The sequence below is a fragment of the Micromonospora sp. NPDC048839 genome, from assembly GCF_040649915.1.
GTDB lineage: Bacteria > Actinomycetota > Actinomycetes > Mycobacteriales > Micromonosporaceae > Micromonospora.
Window position 1 is genome coordinate 133,847 of record NZ_JBEZGL010000005.1, and the last position, 16,817, is coordinate 150,663.

The window sequence follows — 16,817 nt, forward strand, 5'->3', positions numbered from 1 at the left end:
GTGCCGCGCGCTCGCCGTGGCTCGGCCGGCTACGGAGGATCCCGCCGAGAACTGGCCGCGCGGACGCGGTCAGCCGGCGAGCAGGTCGTTGTGCGCCGCGCGCAGCCGGGCCAGCGTGGGGTCGCTGCCCGGGACGACCCGGCGGTCCAACTCGGCCCACGCCTCCGCCAGAGCGGCGCGGATCGCGGCCAATTCGGCGGCGTGCCGCTGGGTGCTACGTCGGTGCTGCTCCTCGAGACGGCGTGCCCAGCCTGCGGTGACCGTGGCGAGCCGGTCGGCGTCGGCGCGGGCCTGGGCGCCGCTGCGCGCGGCTGCGGCGGGGACGATCGCGGCGACCGGGCGGGGATCGCCGTCGCGGGTGACGACGGTGACCGCGTCGGTCAGCTCGGCGAGGGCGACAAGCTGACCGAACCGGGTGCGCGCCTCACGCAGCGGCACGGAACGCGGCGGGTCGGGGTGGGGGGTGAGCGCGGGGACGGCCATGGATGCATGGTGCCGCCGGGGTACGACAAAAAGCGCCGTCGTCAGTGGACGGTGGTCGGTGCCGGGCCGGGGCTGGCCAGCCACTCGTCGGCGAGCACCGACCAGACCTCCAGGTCGATGCGGCCGCGGGGGCTCGGGTAGAGCTGACGCAGGGTGCCGTCGTGGCGCAGGCCGAGTCGGCGGGCCAGGGCGATGCTGCGGGCGTTGGCGGCGTTGGTACGCCACTCGACCCGCTGGATGCCGCGCTCGCGGACGGCCCAGTCGACGAGCCGGCGGATCCCCGGGGCGACAATGCCGCGCCCCTGCGCCGCCGGCTCCAGCCAGCAGCCGACCTCGCAGACGCCCAGCACCACGTCGAACGACACGAACATGACGCCGCCGACGAGCGTGCCGCGCCACCACAGCCCCCAGATGCCGCCGGTGTCGCTGGCCCACCGGTCGGCGTACCGCTGCAACACCGCCCGGGCGGACGGCAGGTCGGTGGCGACGAACGACGGCGACACCCAGGGCTGGATGTGCTCCCGCGCCCGGTCCAGGTGGGCGAGGAACTCCTCGGCCCGCCACGGGTCCAGCGGGCGCAGCTCGACCTCCTCGGTCAGCGGCAGGGCGAACACCGGGCCTCCAGTCAGATGCGGGAAAACAGCCTCGCACACGCCTGTCGCGTCCGCCCGCGCCGGGCACGCCCTCAGGTCGGCAGCTGGGCACGCTGTCGGCGGCCGGCCCAATCAGATGATCATGTGGGTCCAGTAGGTGAGCCAGAGCACGAACAGCACGCCCTGCACCACGGCGAGCGTCGCCGTCAGCCAGAGGTCGACGCCGCCGTGGCGCGCCCACCGGGCCAGCACCAGGGCCACCGGGAACGCGGCGAGCAGGTACCGCAGCAGGCTCCGGTACACCGCCGGACCCATCGAGAGCGGCACCAGCACCATGAGTACGCCGTACACCAGGTAGGCCAGCTCGCGGCGGCGGAACCCGGCGACCAGCACGGCCAACACGGCCACGGCGAAGAGGACCCGGGCGGCGTCGCGGGGCTCCCCGGCCAGCCCGTTCAGCAGCACCGGCACCGGGTTCTGCACCTCGATGCCCCACCCGATCCGCTGGGCGTGCTGGTAGGCGAACCAGTCGCCGCCGCGCCACCGGCAGAACGCCATGAAGGTGAACCAGCCGGCGGGCAGCAGCAGCAACGGCCAGCCGATCCGCAGATAGCCGAGCAGGGCGCGGGGGCCGAGCCGCCAGTCGTGCTGACGCAGCAGGACCAGGGCCAACGGCAGCGCGACGAGCAGGCCGACGGAGCGGCTCATCGCCAGGAAGTAGCCGAGCACACCGACCAGCAGCCACTGGCGTCGCTCGGCGTGGTAGAACGCGGCCAACGCGAGACAGACGAAGAGCGACTCGGTCAACGCGGCCTGGAACAGGAACGCGGTGGGCAGCAGCACGAGATACCTGGTGAAGCGGCGGGCCGCTGGTGCGTCGCCGAGCAGCACCTCGGCCAGCCGGTAGCCGTACCAGAGCGCCAGCAGGAACGCGACGTTGCTGATCACCAGCAGGGCCAGCGCGGTGTCGCCGCCGAGCAGCGCGCCGACCGGCCGGGCCAGGAACGGGTAGAGGAGCGGGAAGCCGAAATCGTTCCAGGGCCGGTTCAGGGGCAGCTCGCTCAGCCGCAGGTAGAGCAGCCCGTCCCAGGCGAACCAGAGGGAGATCCACCGGTGCCCGGAGATCTCGCGCTGCTGCGCCCACATCAGCGCCTCGTCGGGCGGCGGCGCACCGGGCACGCCGTCCCAGGCGTGCAGGACCAGCAGTCCGAGCAGGGTCAGCAGCAGCTTCGCGCCGAGGAACAGGCCGATCACGTACGGCCAGGGCGCCGGCACCCGACGGACCGCCCGCGCTCCGGCGCGGCCGGCAGCACCCATCAGGCCGGCGCGGCCGGCAGCACCCACCAGACCGGCGCGGCCGGCAGCACCCACCAGGCCGGCGCGGCCGGCAGCGACCAGTCGGATGGCCAGCGTCGCCGCGCCGCTCCGCCACCGGTGCATCCGCCCCGCCCCCCGGTTCGCCGGCCCACCCGCCGCTCAGGAGTGTGGTCCAACCCGTTGTACGCCGCCAGACGCCACTCCGGAGTGGAATCGATCGTTGACCGGGAGTGACATTCGGCGCAGACCGGGTAGGCGCGGCGCCACCGACGATCAGCAGAGCGGGGAGTGCGGCAGCATGGGCGAGCAGCACGGCACGGTGGTCATCGGCGCGGGGCCCGCGGGGCTCACGGCGGCGTACGAACTGCTCCGGCACGGCCGGACGGTCCGGGTCTTCGAGGCCGACGAGGTGGTCGGCGGGATCAGCCGGACCGTGGAGCGCGACGGGTGGCGGTTCGACATCGGCGGGCACCGGTTCTTCACGAAGGTGCCCCGGGTGGAGGCGTTCTGGCACGAGATCCTGCCGGACGAGGACTTCCTGACCCGGCCCCGGATGAGCCGGATCTTCTACCGCGGCGCGCTGTTCAACTACCCGCTCAGCGCCGTCAACGCGCTGCGCAACCTGGGGCTGGCGGAGGCGGTCCGCTGCCTCGGCTCGTACGCCCACGCCCGGCTCCGGCCGCCACGCGACCAGACGCACTTCGAGGGCTGGGTGTCGGCCCGGTTCGGCTGGCGGCTGTACTCGATCTTCTTCAAGACGTACACCGAGAAGGTCTGGGGGATGCCGGCGGACCGGTTGCAGGCCGACTGGGCCGCGCAGCGGATCAAGAACCTGTCCCTGGCCACGGCGATCCGCAACGCGTTGCTGCCGAGCCGCCGGCGCACGGACGTGACGAGTTTGATCGAGGAGTTCCAGTACCCGAAGTACGGGCCGGGGATGATGTGGGAGCGCTGCGCCGAGCGGGTCCACGAGCGGGGTGGGCAGGTGTCGACGGGCGCCTGGGTCACCGCGGTGCACCGCGACCCGGGGCGACGGCGGGCGATCAGCGTGACGGTCAACGGCGCCGACGGGCAGCGTACCGAGCCAGCCGACCACGTGATCTCGTCGATGCCGATCTCGGAGCTCGTGTCCGTCCTGCGTCCGGCGGCGCCGCCGGAGGTGCTGGCCTGCGCCGCCGACCTGCGCTACCGCGACTTCCTGACGGTGGCGCTGGTGGTGCCCGCGGAGTTCTCGTTCCCGGACAACTGGATCTACGTGCACGATCCGGGGGTACGGGTGGGCCGGATCCAGAACTTCGGCTCCTGGTCGCCGTACCTCGTCAAGGACGGCCGCACCTGCCTCGGCCTGGAGTACTTCGTGTTCGAGGACGACGAGATGTGGCGTACCCCGGATGCCGACCTCGTGGCCCTGGCCACCGCGGAGCTGGAGCGGCTGGGGTTGGCGCGGCCCGGCGTGGTGGAGGCCGGCTACGTCGTGCGGATGCCGAAGGCCTACCCGGTGTACGACGAGCGCTACCAGCACAACGTGGACGTGATCCGGGCGTGGCTGGCCGAGGCGGTGCCGAACGTGCACCCGGTGGGGCGCAACGGCATGCACCGTTACAACAACCAGGACCACTCGATGCTGACCGCGATGCTCACGGTCGAGAACATCGCCACCGGCAGTACGCACGACGTCTGGACGGTCAACGTCGAGCAGGACTACCACGAGCAGTCCTCCGGTGGCGACCGGCGCGGCACGGGCCGGGACGCGCCGGTGCTGCCCAGCCGGATCGTCGCCGCCCCGATCGTCGCTCCCGTCGGGGTGCGCGCCGGCGGCGACGGCGACCGGGCCGCGCCGCTGCCGGCACCCGTGGACTGAGCGCCCGGCCGCCCCGCCGAAATGCCGGAGGTGTCGCCTGCCCCGCCTCCGAGGATCACGTGGTTTGATCTGCACGTCGATCCGAAGGGGGCAGGGTGGGGCGCAGGGCGATCATCTTCCACGGGACCGGTGGCAACCCGGACGTCGTCTGGTACCGCTGGTTGGCGCGACGGTTGGCGGCCCGGGGCTACACCGTCGAGGTGCCGCACCACCCGGGCATCAACGTCGAACCGATCGCCACGTTCCTGCCGACGGTGCTCAACGGGCACCACTTCGACGAGGACACGATCCTGGTGGGCCACTCCGGTGGCGCGGCGCTCCTTCTGGCGCTCCTCGAACACGTCGACGTGACCGTGGCGCAGGCGATCCTGGTCGCCGGCTACTGCACCCGGCCCAACACCAGCGAGGAACCGGTCCTGCAGCAGAGCTACGACTGGGCCGCGATCCGGTCCCACGTGCGCGACATCTACTTCATCAACTCCCGCAAGGATCCGTACGGCTGCGACGACCGCCAGGGGCGCGCCATGTTCGAGCGACTCGGAGGCACCCAGATCGTGCGCGACGACGGGCACTTCGGCGACCACGACCAGCCGTACGAGCGGTTCGAACTGCTCGACCGGCTCATCCCCTGACCTGCTACCCGCGCTCCCCGCGCGCCCGCTGGCGTGCCGATTCGTACAGCACGACGGATCCGGCGGTGGCGGCGTTCAGGGAGCTGGCCATGCCCACCATGGGGATCCGGATCAGGTGGTCACAGGCGTCGCGCCACGCCGAACTCAGCCCGGACGTCTCGTTGCCGACCACCAGCAGCGTCGGCCGGGTGAAGTCGTACTCCGCCGCCTCCACCGTGCCGCTCTCGTCGGTCCCCACCACCTGCACGTCGACGCCGTCCGCGCGGATGGCCTCGACCCAGTCGAGCACCGTTCGGTGGGAGGGCACCCGCACCGCGGGGACCGAGAAGAGCGAGCCCGTGCTGGCCCGAACCGACTTGGGGTCGTAGACGTCGGCGGCATGGCCGGTGACGATGACGCCGCCGGCGCCGAAGGCGTCCGCCGAGCGGACCAGCGTCCCGATGTTTCCGGGGCTGGTGGGCCTGTCGAACACGACCGCGAGCAGGTCGGCACCCGTCGGGATGCGACCGAGGTCGTCATCGGGCATCGCCACGATGGCGAGCAGTTCCGGGGCGACGTCCGCCTTGCCACCGAGCTCGAGCATCAGCTCGCCGGCAACGGCCACCTTCGTCGCGCGGGCCGCGTCGAGGGTCTCGTGCGCCCAGCTCGACAGGTGTGCGTCCGCGTTGTACAGGAGTTGGCGGACCTGCCACCCGAGCTGGGTCGCGAGCGTGATGGGTCGGACGCCCTGCACGAGGAACTCGCCGCTGCGCTGGCGCTTGGTGCGGTTGCCCAACAGCGCCTCCCACTGTTGGAACCGCGCATTGCGAGTTGTCACCCGTAGGACCGCCACCAACCCCGCCTCCATCGCGTCTGACCGTGCGCCGAGCGTACTGGGGTGGGCACCGCGGTCGGCAGGCGCTCCGGCCGGAGTCGGCGCGGTCGTGGTCGTACTCCCCCCACGGCCACTCCCCCGGCCGGGGACAGCGGATCCCCTACGGAGGGGAGGAGAGGCCACCCCATCGCCTGGGCCACCGGCGACAACGTGGACGGGTCGGCGTGGTTCCTGGCGGTCGTGCTGCCGGCGTACATGCTGTGGGGTCTGGGGCTGCTGGTCGCCGCCACCTCGTACCTCAGCCTGACCAGACCCGAGTGCGCGCTGAGCCGAACGAGCGTTCCCGGGGCCGTACCCCGCCCCCAGCCCTCAGCTCGTTAGGTGCGTCCAGTACGCCACCGTGGCGTCGTCCGGGACCTGGCCGTCGGTGTCGGCTTCGGCCTCCCGGACGGCCCGGATGACGCCGGCCGGGCCGTCGGCGGCGAGCAGGTCCAGCACGCCGGGCCAGTCGGTCCGGCGGTACGGATCGACGATGCGGCTGGCGCCGTTGCTGAGCAGCGCGATGCCGTTCAGGTCGGCAAGGCGCCGGCTGCCGGTCACCGCCTCCCGCGCCGCGCGCGGGTCGTCCTTGGCGATCCAGTAGCCGCCCGGCCGGTTCCGGCGAGCACGCAACGCCCTGGCACAGGAGGCGCGAACGCGGTCGTACTCGGGTGTGTCCCGGGCGACACCGATCAGCGGGGCGGAACAGTCGCGCCGGGCGATCACCTCACGCTCGTCGGTGATCACGCGCGGGCCGCCGTGGGCCTGGTCGAGGACGAGGAAGCAATCCGCGAGGAGCAGGTAGTCCAGCCGGCCCCGATGGGCGCGGGCCAGCACGACCGTCGCCTGCGGGCTGCTGGGGTCCGCGATGTCGCAGGTGTCCCGGTGCGCGGCGGCGATCTCGTCGATGGCGGTGGCGAGGATGTCCGCGAGGTCCCGTCCGTCGTCGGGCGACAGCTGGCCGAGCAGCGCGCTGCCGAGACGGTGGGTGTACCAGGCGACCCCGTGGCGGCACAGCGACTCCGCTCCCGGGATGCCCGCGCCGTCCAACAGGACGACAGCGCCGGGCACCGCACCGACGAAGTCCTCGTTGCGCCGGTCGGCCCTGCCGGGGCTCGTCGCCAGACTGACGTGCACTGCCGACTCCTGACGTTCCGGGCGTCGATCCGCGAGAACGTGTCGGACTCACGATAGGTCGTCGGTTGACGCCGACACGTAGTCTGCTGTCGATGACGGGTCGTGTGGTTGTCGACACTGCGGGAGGTGCGGTCGGTGGGCAGATGGTTCAACCGCGGCCGTAAACGCGACGACGAGCCACCGCGCGAGTCGAAGCCGTCCGGCCCGGTCATCGAGATCACCGTCACCCAGGGCGGTCGGTCAAGCACCACGACTCTCGGTGGTCCGACCGCCTTCGGGCTGCAGTACCACGCCTACCACGAGCAGTACGGCGCGACCGACGCGCGGACGTTGGAGGCGGGGACCCTTTACGCGCAGGAGTTGATGCGCGACAACGACATCGACGAGGCCGTGGCCCTCTATCAGGAGGTCGTGGCGTTGCGCAGCTCGGCGCTCGGGCCGGAGCATCCGGACACCCTGCGCAGCAAGCACAGCCTGGCCTTCGCGCTCTGGCAGCGCGGCTCCCACGCCGAGGCGCAACGGGTGCAACGGGACGCCTACGAGGCACGGCGTCGGGTGCTGGGCGACGAAGACGTCGAGACGTTGCGCAGCGGCAACAACCTTGGCTGGCTGCTGATCGAGCTGGGTCGGATGGACGAGGCCGAGCCGCTGCTGCGGCGGGTCGCCGACGGCATGGCGCGGACGCTGGGCCGAGACGACCCGGACACCCTGACCTGCCAGATGAAGCTGGCGGGGCTCCAGCACCTGCAGGGCCGCAGTCAAGCGGCCGAACGTGCTCTGCGGGACGTGGCCCGGCGGCTGAGCCGGACGGTGGGCTCCACCAACCCGGTGACGCTGCAGGCCCGCAGCAACCTGCTGGTCGTCCTGCTCGACAACGGCCGGGCGGCCGATGCGGTCGACGCGGCCCGGTCGCTGGCGGACGACGCCGGGCGCGCCCTGAGCAACACCGACGGTGTACTCCTGCACGCCCGGCACTCCCTGGCCCGAGCGTTGGACGGAGTGGGCCGGCGGGCCGAGGCGATCCGGTTGCTGGCGGACACGTTGCCGGACAGTGAACGGGGCCGAGGCGTCGACCATCCCGCGACCCTGGAGATGCGGACGCTCTTCGCCCTGCTGCTGGTCGAGGCGGGTGACCGGCGGGCGGGCCAGGAGGCACGGGCCGCGCTGGCCGGGTGCGAACGCGTGCACGGCCCGACCCATCCCCAGACGGAGAAGGCCCGAGCGCTGGTCCGGCGCACCCGCTGACGCCGACGGGCGGCGGTCAGCCGCCGGTGTGGATGTGCGCCGCCCACAGCGTCGGCGCCAGCGGGTAGCGGTCGCGCAGCGCCCGCACGGCCGCGTGCAGCGCGTACGCCGCCGCCCCGGTCGCGTCGCCGTGCTGGTAGAAGGCGGTGGTCAGGGTGAGGGAGACCGCGTCGTCGATCTCCCACAGGGTGCCGATGACGTGCCGGAATCCGGCGAGCTGGAAGGCGCCCGTGATGTGCAGCGCCTCGTCGACGAGGGTCGGCGGGGCCTGGGCGGTGGCGCAGGCCGACAGGAAGGCGAACTCCGCGTCCAGGTCGAGCTGGGACACGTCGGCCACGGTGAGGGGGCTGTCCTGGTGGTCGTGCACGAGCAGTCGGCCCTGCGCCGGGTCGTGCGGATCGGCCACCGCGTGGCACGCGAAGTGCGCGTAGGCCGAGCCGGCCAACCGGTCCAGGACGTGCCGCCGGGTGGCCGCGGCGTCCAGTCCCAGCCACGCTCCGGGCAGCGCCCCCGCCGCGGCCACGGCCTCGCGTTCGGCGCTGGGCAGCGCCTGTGGGCCGCCGGGGGTGGCGCGCATCGCCACGACGCAGGACCGGGCGTCGGCCCGGGACTGCCGCACTCCGGTGCGTTTGCGGGCGAGCGCGGTCACCGTCGGGGTGTAGGAGGAGACCACCCGGTCGAGGGCGGACCGGCCGGCGGCCTGGGCGGCGTGCAGGGGGAAGAACGCCAGCGGGCCGACCGGGCACCACCAGACGCGCGGCAGCTCAGCGGCTGCCCCGGGCGCGTCGATCCGGTCCAGCACCGGCCCGACGAGGGCACGCCACAACCATTCCAGTACGCCGGTGAGCACCGACTGGGCGCGCAGCCTGCTCCGGGCGTCCGCCGTCGGGTCGTACGCCGTGGTGGTGGCCTCCTGGAGCAGCCGTAGCTGCGTCATCGCGTCGGTCAGCGACAGATCCGGCAGCGGCAGCACCGTCACGCGGTGCTGCCGCAGGATGAGCGCGTCGCAGCGCAACTCGCTCGCGATCGGCACGATCACGGTCCCGTCGACCTGGTCGAGCAGCTGCCGGGCGCTGGGCGGGCGCAGGAAGTCACCCAGGCCGGGCAGCTCCCGGATCGTCGCCAGCAGCACGTTCCACTCGGTTTCCCGGTCCCGGCCGAAGGTGGTGGGTCGGGGCGCTTCGGGGGCGGGCGCTTCGAAGTCCCGGCGCATCCGCTGGAAGTCGGCCGCCAGGCGCGGGTCGGCGCGTTGGAGCGCCGCCCACTCGCCGTCCCCCGTCAACCGCTGGTGCAGCAGCAGGCCCCGGCCACGTTCGAGCAGCTCCAGGGCGCGTTCCGGCTGGCCGGCGCCGATCGCACAGGAGGCGGCCGTCGCTGCCAACCCGGCCGTCGAGCCGAGGTCGGCGTACTGGTCGTGGCGGGTACGCCCCCGGGAGGCCAGCCGGGGCAGCAACGTGATGGCCTCGTCGAAGGCCTCCGTCGCCTCCTCCCACCGGCCCAGCGCGGTCAGCGTGTAGGCCGCCTTGTCGAACGCCTGGATCCGGGCGGGCACGGCGCCGGAGTCGATGCGGCCGGCGGCGCGCGCCCGCTCGGCGGCCTTGGTGAGCAGGGCCGTCTCACCGGTCCGCAGATAGGTCGCCCGCAATGCCTGGGCGATGGACAACCCGGTCTTGACACGCTGCGGATCACGCGCGGGCAGGGCGTCGAGCGCCCTGCGCAGCAGGACGAGTGCCTCCTCCAGGTAGGCGGGCTCCCGGGTGGCGTCGTAGAGCAGCCGGAGGCTGTAGCCCAACTGGTCCAGGTACAGCGCGTGGTTGGCCTCGCCGCGGACGGAGAGCGCGAGCGCCCGGCGCAGCAGGCCGATCGCCGACTCCAGGGCGGAGATGTCGCCGGTCAACTGGTGCGTCTTCATGCCGACGTTGGAGAGGCTGGCGAGCGCCATCCGGTATTCCGGATGCCCCTCTCCGACGGTGTTCAGCGCGGCGGTGAACTCCTCCCACGCCGGGCCGAGCAACTCGGCGCGGCCGGTGCGGTCGACGAGGGTGAGCAACGTCTGCCCGGCCAGGAAACGCGGGCCGTTGCTCTGCGGGGTGTGTTCCCGCAGCACCGCGACGGCCCGCTCGACATCGGCGGTGTGAGTGGTCCCGGCCGCCCTGGCCAGCAGGCACCGGGCTCGCAGCATGACGATCTGGTCCTGGTTGGGGCCGGTCGTGTCCACCGAGGACACCAGCTCCATCGCCTCGTCGACGTAGTCCTCCACCCCGGTGAGCTGGTAGGCGCGCAACAGCGCCTCCGCGTGGATGCCACGCAACACGGGCCGGTGTTCCTCGCTGATCCACGACTCGGCCAGTTTGGCGATGGCCGTGAGCCGGTAGAGCGTGTCGACCGAGCCGTCGAAGGTGTGCCGGGCTCGATGGACCTGGCAGGTCTTGAGCATCAGCAACGCGCTGTTGCCGAGGTCGGCCGAGGCGTCCTCGGCGAACTGCAGATACTGCTCGGCGATGTCCAGTAGCTGCGGATCACTGTCGATCCGGGCTCTGGCCAGCAGCACATCGGTGTACGTGGACAGCGCGCGGACACCGTGTGTCGTACCCAACTCCTCGGCCAGAAAGGAGTCGGCCATCGTGCGGATCGCGGCCTCCAGCACGACGGTGGCCTCGATCAGGTCCTCCCGCGCCTGGTCCGCGTGGTGCCTGTCGAGCAGCGCGGCCCCCAACTCCACCTGGGCCTCGGCCCACCGCCGGTCCCCACGCGGCTGCCCGGCCGCGGCACGACGCCAGTGGTCGACGGCGTCCCTTGCGTAGCGGCTCACCGGCACACCCCCCGTCGCGGTCACTCCCCCAGCCTGCCAGCCGCGTGTCGACATCGACAGGAGATAATCAGCCGATGAGTCAATCGGCGCCGGACAGGCGACTCGACGACGACCGGGCGGCCCGGCTGGCCCGGGTCTGCGCGGACATCGCTCAGGTGGGCGACCTGCTCGGGCCGGAACCGGCCCAGACCCTGGCGCGGCTGCGGGACCGGCCGCTGTCCGACCAGGGCGTGGACGCGGTGCTCGCCGAGGTGACCGAGTTGATGCGCCGCAGCGGGCTGGTCGGTGGTGACACGACCGCCCGGGGCCACCACTACCTGCCACTGGCCGGCATCCACGGCCGCCGCCCGGAGGTCGTCCTGGTGTGCCCCGGTGACCTGTGCGACCGGGTGGAGATCCCCCGGCCGGACGCCGGCCCGCCGCACTGCGCCGTGTGGGACTGTCCGCTGCCGACGTTCCGGATGGACCGGTGAACGCGGTCATCGCCTCGCTCGGCGGAAAACTGGCGGAGCGGTGGCTCGCCGGGCTGGCGCTGCCCGGTGTGGTGTTCGTGGCGCTGGCCGCCGTGGCTATGCGCCTCGGCCACTCCCATTGGTGGGACCTGCGGCTGCTGGCGCGGGAGGTGGATCGGCTCGCCCTCGGGTCGCCGGCCCCGGGCACCGGCTCCGCGCTGCTGATCGTACTCGGTGTCGTGCTGGCCAGCGTCGTCGCCGCGACGGCCGCTCAGAGCCTGGAACGCCTGGTCGTGGCCCTGTGGACGCAGAGCTGGGGCCGGGCCGGCGAGGCCGTGACCCGCCGGCGGCGACGCCGGTGGCACGCCGCCGTGGGCCGCTACGAGACCGCCCTGCGGGACAAGGCACGCCGGTTGCGGTCCGCCGACAGCGCCACCGGGCCGCTGCCGGACACCCAGGCGCTCGCCCGCGCCTGCGACCGGATCGCGTTGACCGAGCCGGACCGGCCGACCTGGATCGGTGACCGCATGATCGCCACGGCGGTACGGGTGCGGGACTGCTACGGCCTGGACCTGGCCGCGGCCTGGCCCCGACTGTGGTTGCTGCTGCCCGAGGAGAGCCGGGATCCGCTCGCCCTCGCGCAGGCCGACTTCACCGCCGCCGCCCGACGGGTGGGCTGGGGGCTGCTGTATCTGGCGCTCGGCCTGCTGTGGTGGCCCGCCGCAGTCATCGGCATCGGCCTGTGCGTGGCGGGTTGGCGACAGGGCCGCGGCACGGTGTCCGTGCTGGCCGACCTGGTGGAGGCGGTGGTCGACCTGCACGTACGCGCCCTCGCCGCCACGCTGGGCCACCCCACCGACGGCATGTTCGGCACGGCCGACGGCCAGGCGGTGACGGTCCTGCTCCGCAAGGACCGCTGATCCCGGGGCGCGCAGTGGGGTCACGCGACCCGGACGTCGTCGGCCGGCCGGACCGGCTCCGGGGCCGACCAGTCCTTCCGCCTGGGCAGCAGGAGCGGGGTGGCGAGCAGGAGTACGCCGGAGACGGTGATCGCGGCGAGCGCGCTGGTGCGGGTGGCGAGCACACCCCAGATCACCATCAGGACGGCCTGGAGGAGTCTGCTGCTGGCACTCCAGGTGCTGAGGACCCGGGCGGTGTGCGCCACCGGAGTCCGTTGCAGGCGTTCGGTCGCGTAGATCGGATTGAAGATGCCCATGCAGGTGATCAGCAGGCCCTCGACGACGATCACGGTGACCACCCCGGGGATGCCGGGCTGGACGAACGCGAGACCGAGGGGGAACACCGATCGCAGCCAACCGGTGACCATCAGGACGCGGTGCCGGCCATGGCGGTGCACGAGACGCGCGGACAGGCGGGCGCCCACGAACCCGCCGAGCGCCGGGATGCCGAAGGCGAGACCGTACTGCCAGGCCGGGACGTCGTACTCGCCCAGCAGGAGAACGGCCAGGAGCGGGGCGGTGGCCATGATGAGGCCGCCGACCAGCACCGAGTTGAGAAACAGACCCCGCAGGACTCGGTCGTCGAGGATGACTCGCCAGCCGTGCAGGAGGTCGGCTGGGCGCAGCCGGGTGACGCGGTCGCGGGGAGTCGCGACGTCGCCGCCCCGGATACGCAGGACCGCGAGCGCGGACAGCAGGTAGCTGAGAGCGTCGGCCAGGACCGTGACGACCGGGCCGAGCATCCCGACGAGCGCCCCACCGAGGGGCGGACCCACCGCGGTCGCCGTCCAGGTCGTGCCCTCGAACCGTCCGTTCGCCACCAGGAGGTGCTCACCACGGACCAGATAGCTCAGGTACGCGCCGGAGGCGGCGGCGAACGCGATGCTCGCCGTCCCGGAGACCACCGACACAACCAGCAGTTGACCGTACGACAGCACGCCGAGGACGTACGCGACCGGGACACTGGCCATCGCCGCGAACCGGACCAGGTCCATCACGATCATCACCGGACGCTTGGCCCGGTGCTCGACCCACGGTCCGAGCGAGAGGGCGACGATCGCCGCGACGGCTAGCCCCGCCGCCTCCAGGAGTGCCACGGCGAACGCCGACGAGTCCAGCACCCATACCGCGAGCAGCGGAAACGCGCCGAAGGCGAGCCATGTGCCGTACGCGCTGACACCGTACGCCGACCACAGCCACCCGACGTCGGGCCCCAACCGCGTACGCATGCGACTCCCCCGTTGACCACAGACGTTCCGGTCCGGGCATCCCACCCCACGGGCCGGCGCGGAATCAAACAACCAATGTTCGGGGGAGCCACAACCACTGGTTGTACGTGGGCACAATGGGTCGGTGGATACCGAGGCGGTGCGATCGTTCGTCCGGGCTGCGGAACTCGGGCAGCTGCAACAGGCGGCCGACGAGCTGGGCGTGACGCAACAGGCCGTGTCGAAGCGGATCGCGGCCCTCGAACGTGAACTCGACGTGCGGTTGTTCACCCGTACCGCCCGAGGGGTCGAGCTGACGCTCGACGGCCAGGCGTTCCTCGCGCACGCCCGGGATGTCGTCGCCGGTGTCGACCGTGCCGTCGCCGCGATCAGGCCCGGCTCGCGGGCCCTGCGGATCGACGTCCTCGGCCTGCGAACCGCGCAGGCCGTCGTCCTGCACGACTACTGGCGGTCGCATCCGGAGATCACTCTCGACGTGGTGACCCTGCGGGTCAACGACCCGCGTGCGGCGGCCGCCGCCGTCCAGGCCGGCGACATCGACGCCTCGTTCCGGTCGGTCACCGACCCGGCCGCCCTGCCGCGCGACGTGCGGATGATCCGCGCGTTCGACTCCCCGACGGAACTCCTCGTCGGCCCGAGGCACCCGCTCGCCGGCGCACGGTCACTGACACCGGCGCAGCTACGCGGTCATCGGATCTGGGTGCCGGGCATCGCGCCGCGCAGCGAATGGGCGGACTTCTACGACCAGCTCGCGACCGACTTCGACCTCCGCATCGACGCGGCAGGCCCGCACTTCGGCGACGAGGTCCTCCTCGACATCCTCGCTGACTCCGCCGACGTGGCAACCCTCGTCGGCTCGCGCGACCGGTACCTCTGGCCGGCGAACCACGACCTGCGTCGCATCCCGATCGTGCGTCCGACGCTCGCGTACCCGCTGTCGCTCCTCCTGCCCCGGGCGAACCCGCACCCGGGCCTGCGGGCGGTCATCGACCACGTCGCGAGCCTGACTCCGCTCCCCGCCGCGACCTGGCGCCCATCCTGGGCACCGGCCACCTGAGGTGCCGGTGCCTCTCCGGTCGGATCAACCGGTCAGTCGGGCGGTCAGGGGGCGGCCGTTCGGCGGCCACCGTGCGAGGCGACCAGGGCGTCGGCCACGATCGCGGCGTCGGCCTCGGCGAGGTCGGCGGGATACTCCGGCAGGAGGTCGTCCCAGACGACCAACCAGGATCCGAAGAGCTGCGCCTGCCCCTCGGGCCGGGCGAAGAACCAGACGTGCAGGTGGGCGGCGCCGTCACCGATTCGGTAGACGTGGGCTCGCGAGATGTGCGGCAGGGCCTGCACGTGGCGGACGATTCGCGTGGTCAGCAGCCCCAGCTCGGCGGCGAGGTCGTCGGGGAGGTCGGCCATGTCGTAGTGGTCGCGCGGGTACAGCATCAACGCCAACGGCACGCCCACTCCGGTGACCCGGGCCAGCCGCCAGTGCTCGTTGAACCAGATCCCCTCGTCCCGCTCCTGGCAGTTCTGGCAGTCCGCCGGATCCTCGCCGTGTCGGGCGGGGTCGGGCACCACCGGGGGGCGCAGCGGTGCGACGCGCAACCCATCCTGGTCGAATGGGCTGATGTCCCAGCCGGTCATGTCGGCCAGCGGTAGCCGCCGCTCGCTGTCCGCGACGGACATCGCGTGGTCGTAGAACTGGTCCGGTCGCAAAGCCATGGCGGGAAGACTAGTACAACCAAGATCCTCTTGGTGCCCGTCGCCATCACGACCGTTTCGCGGTCTGGGTCACCCCTTCCTGCCGCAGTTCCAGGATGTGTGGCTGGCCGTCGGACGGTAGGAAGCGGATCTCCAGGTCGAGTCCTGGGTGGAGGTAGCCACCGCCCGAGGCAGCCAGCAGCGTCACCGGTTGCTGGCCGGGAGCGGAGAAGATCAGCTGACCGTCGGTGACCGCGACGTCGATCGGATAGTCGTCGCGCAGGACGTAGTGGCCCGAGACGTCGTCAAGCGGTGCGGTGGCGAGACTGCTGGCGTACCGACGGTCGGCGGCGGCGCGGATGCTGGTCAGCACCTCCCAGCCGTCCTCCGAGTTCGTCATCGCCGCGACCGCGGTGCCGCTGTCGGGCCAGACGTAGGAGAAGCAGGTGTATCCGACGTTCAACCCGGTGTGCCCGAATCGCCGACACCCGGCGCGGTCACCGATCTCGGTGCCGAGCCCGTAGGAGCCGCCCGGAATCTGCGGTGTCCGCATCTGGGTGGCCAGGTCGCGGTCGAGCAGCGTCGAATTCCCCGAGGCCGCTCGGGCGATCTCCAGTTCGAGCCGGACCAGGTCGGTCGGGGTGCTCCACAGCCCGGCCGCCGCCATCTCCGGTTGCGTCCGCCACCCACCGGGGATCCCGGTGCCGCCGATGTGGTGGCCCCGCGCCACCAGATGTGGTCGCTGGTGCGGAAACCGCTGGTCGAAGCTGCTGTCGGCCATGGCCACCGGGTCCAGCACCAGAGTCCGCATCAGATCCTCGAACGGCATCCCGGTCGCGTCCACCAGCACCTGCTGCAGTACGGAGTAGTGGCTGCCCGAGTAACGGAAACGGCTGCCCGGCAACAGGGTCGACCGTACCGGTGCGGTGGTCGTCGGGCCGCTGCCCTCCAGCACCTGCACCAGCGACGGGACCCGATCGGCTGCGTAGCCGCGGTACCAGGTGTCGGACAGGCCCGCCGTGTGGGCCAGCAGCTGTCGTACGGTGACCGCTGGTTGCCGGCCCGCGCGGTCGAGCAGTCGCCACGAGGTGAGGTAGTCGCGGATGTCGGTATCCAGACTGAGGACACCGTCCTGGACCAGTCGCAGTGCGCCGAACGCGGCGACGTGCTTGCTGATCGAACAGGCCGCGAACGTCGTACGTTCGGTCACCGGCGTCGACGTCCCGCCGCCCGTGACGCCGTACCCCGCTGCCCACACCTGCCCGCTCAGGTGCCCGACGGCGATGCTGACACCCGGGACCTGGTAGCTGCTCATCAGGTCGGGCAACGCCGCCGTGTCCGGCGAGAGCTGACCGGAGGACACCTGCCGGTCAAGGTGGCCCAGCAACTGGACCCAGTCCTGCGAAAAATCCCCGTCGTCCACCGCGCCGATTCTTGACCAGACGCGCGGGCGGTTCAAGAGACCCGGTCACGGCCGGCATTCCAGGATCGGCCGAGCAGGCCGGTATCGTGCCGTTGCACGATCTTCGGTTGTCCTCAAGAACCATGACCG

At 72.3% G+C, this 16,817-nt stretch carries 16 protein-coding genes; 7 read left to right on the plus strand and 9 right to left on the minus strand.

The window, feature by feature from the left end:
* Positions 1-69 precede the first annotated feature (69 nt).
* The 3 genes from AB0C25_RS11850 to AB0C25_RS11860 form a co-directional block, all read right to left on the minus strand.
* Positions 70-483 (minus strand): type II toxin-antitoxin system Phd/YefM family antitoxin, encoded by a 414-nt coding sequence (locus tag AB0C25_RS11850; RefSeq protein WP_357372233.1) that lies wholly within the window; start codon positions 481-483, stop codon positions 70-72.
* Between the two features lie 41 nt (positions 484-524).
* The gene (locus AB0C25_RS11855) at positions 525-1,097 is read right to left on the minus strand and encodes a GNAT family protein (RefSeq protein ID WP_357372235.1); all 573 of its coding nucleotides are present in this window, start codon (positions 1,095-1,097) and stop codon (positions 525-527) included.
* A gap of 111 nt (positions 1,098-1,208) precedes the next feature.
* On the minus strand, positions 1,209-2,516 hold the full coding sequence (locus AB0C25_RS11860; protein WP_357372237.1) for a hypothetical protein: 1,308 nt from the start codon (positions 2,514-2,516) through the stop codon (positions 1,209-1,211).
* Positions 2,517-2,691: 175 nt separating this feature from the next.
* Here AB0C25_RS11860 and AB0C25_RS11865 point away from each other — a divergent pair, with 175 nt between their 5' ends.
* On the plus strand, positions 2,692-4,254 hold the full coding sequence (locus tag AB0C25_RS11865) for an NAD(P)/FAD-dependent oxidoreductase (RefSeq protein WP_357372239.1): 1,563 nt from the start codon (positions 2,692-2,694) through the stop codon (positions 4,252-4,254).
* Between the two features lie 95 nt (positions 4,255-4,349).
* A complete protein-coding gene (locus AB0C25_RS11870; protein ID WP_357372241.1) occupies positions 4,350-4,886 on the plus strand; it encodes an alpha/beta hydrolase in 537 nt (178 codons plus the stop codon).
* A gap of 4 nt (positions 4,887-4,890) precedes the next feature.
* Here AB0C25_RS11870 and AB0C25_RS11875 read toward each other — a convergent pair whose 3' ends face one another.
* A complete protein-coding gene (locus AB0C25_RS11875) occupies positions 4,891-5,721 on the minus strand; it encodes an RNA methyltransferase (RefSeq protein ID WP_357372731.1) in 831 nt (276 codons plus the stop codon).
* Between the two features lie 189 nt (positions 5,722-5,910).
* Here AB0C25_RS11875 and AB0C25_RS11880 point away from each other — a divergent pair, with 189 nt between their 5' ends.
* On the plus strand, positions 5,911-6,081 hold the full coding sequence (locus tag AB0C25_RS11880) for a hypothetical protein (RefSeq protein ID WP_357372243.1): 171 nt from the start codon (positions 5,911-5,913) through the stop codon (positions 6,079-6,081).
* On the opposite strand, the gene AB0C25_RS11885 is transcribed toward AB0C25_RS11880, so the two are convergent.
* Positions 6,070-6,876, minus strand: a complete 807-nt coding sequence (locus AB0C25_RS11885) for a hypothetical protein (protein WP_357372245.1) — start codon at positions 6,874-6,876, stop codon at positions 6,070-6,072. The two genes, AB0C25_RS11880 and AB0C25_RS11885, sit on opposite strands and share 12 nt — an antisense overlap.
* 135 nt (positions 6,877-7,011) lie before the next feature.
* Here AB0C25_RS11885 and AB0C25_RS11890 point away from each other — a divergent pair, with 135 nt between their 5' ends.
* Positions 7,012-8,121 (plus strand): tetratricopeptide repeat-containing protein, encoded by a 1,110-nt coding sequence (locus AB0C25_RS11890; protein WP_357372247.1) that lies wholly within the window; start codon positions 7,012-7,014, stop codon positions 8,119-8,121.
* Between the two features lie 16 nt (positions 8,122-8,137).
* Here AB0C25_RS11890 and AB0C25_RS11895 read toward each other — a convergent pair whose 3' ends face one another.
* Positions 8,138-10,933: a CHAT domain-containing protein gene (locus AB0C25_RS11895; RefSeq protein WP_357372249.1), complete on the minus strand. Its 2,796-nt coding sequence runs from the start codon at positions 10,931-10,933 to the stop codon at positions 8,138-8,140.
* Positions 10,934-11,007: 74 nt separating this feature from the next.
* Between AB0C25_RS11895 and AB0C25_RS11900 the strand changes: the two genes are divergently transcribed.
* Positions 11,008-11,406: a hypothetical protein gene (locus AB0C25_RS11900; RefSeq protein WP_357372251.1), complete on the plus strand. Its 399-nt coding sequence runs from the start codon at positions 11,008-11,010 to the stop codon at positions 11,404-11,406.
* Positions 11,403-12,305: a hypothetical protein gene (locus tag AB0C25_RS11905; RefSeq protein ID WP_357372253.1), complete on the plus strand. Its 903-nt coding sequence runs from the start codon at positions 11,403-11,405 to the stop codon at positions 12,303-12,305. Before AB0C25_RS11900 ends, AB0C25_RS11905 begins: the two co-directional genes overlap by 4 nt.
* 20 nt (positions 12,306-12,325) lie before the next feature.
* Here AB0C25_RS11905 and AB0C25_RS11910 read toward each other — a convergent pair whose 3' ends face one another.
* Positions 12,326-13,573, minus strand: a complete 1,248-nt coding sequence (locus tag AB0C25_RS11910; protein WP_357372255.1) for an MFS transporter — start codon at positions 13,571-13,573, stop codon at positions 12,326-12,328.
* A gap of 124 nt (positions 13,574-13,697) precedes the next feature.
* On the opposite strand from AB0C25_RS11910, the gene AB0C25_RS11915 reads away from it, so the two are divergent.
* Positions 13,698-14,630 carry a LysR family transcriptional regulator gene (locus tag AB0C25_RS11915; protein WP_357372257.1) on the plus strand — a complete coding sequence of 311 codons (933 nt, stop codon included), beginning with the start codon at positions 13,698-13,700 and terminating at the stop codon, positions 14,628-14,630.
* A gap of 44 nt (positions 14,631-14,674) precedes the next feature.
* Here AB0C25_RS11915 and AB0C25_RS11920 read toward each other — a convergent pair whose 3' ends face one another.
* Together AB0C25_RS11920 and AB0C25_RS11925 are read right to left on the minus strand one after the other, a co-directional pair.
* Positions 14,675-15,286, minus strand: coding sequence for a hypothetical protein (locus AB0C25_RS11920; RefSeq protein WP_357372259.1), 612 nt, complete (start codon positions 15,284-15,286; stop codon positions 14,675-14,677).
* 46 nt (positions 15,287-15,332) lie between these two features.
* Positions 15,333-16,688 carry a serine hydrolase domain-containing protein gene (locus AB0C25_RS11925; RefSeq protein WP_357372261.1) on the minus strand — a complete coding sequence of 452 codons (1,356 nt, stop codon included), beginning with the start codon at positions 16,686-16,688 and terminating at the stop codon, positions 15,333-15,335.
* Positions 16,689-16,817 lie beyond the last annotated feature (129 nt).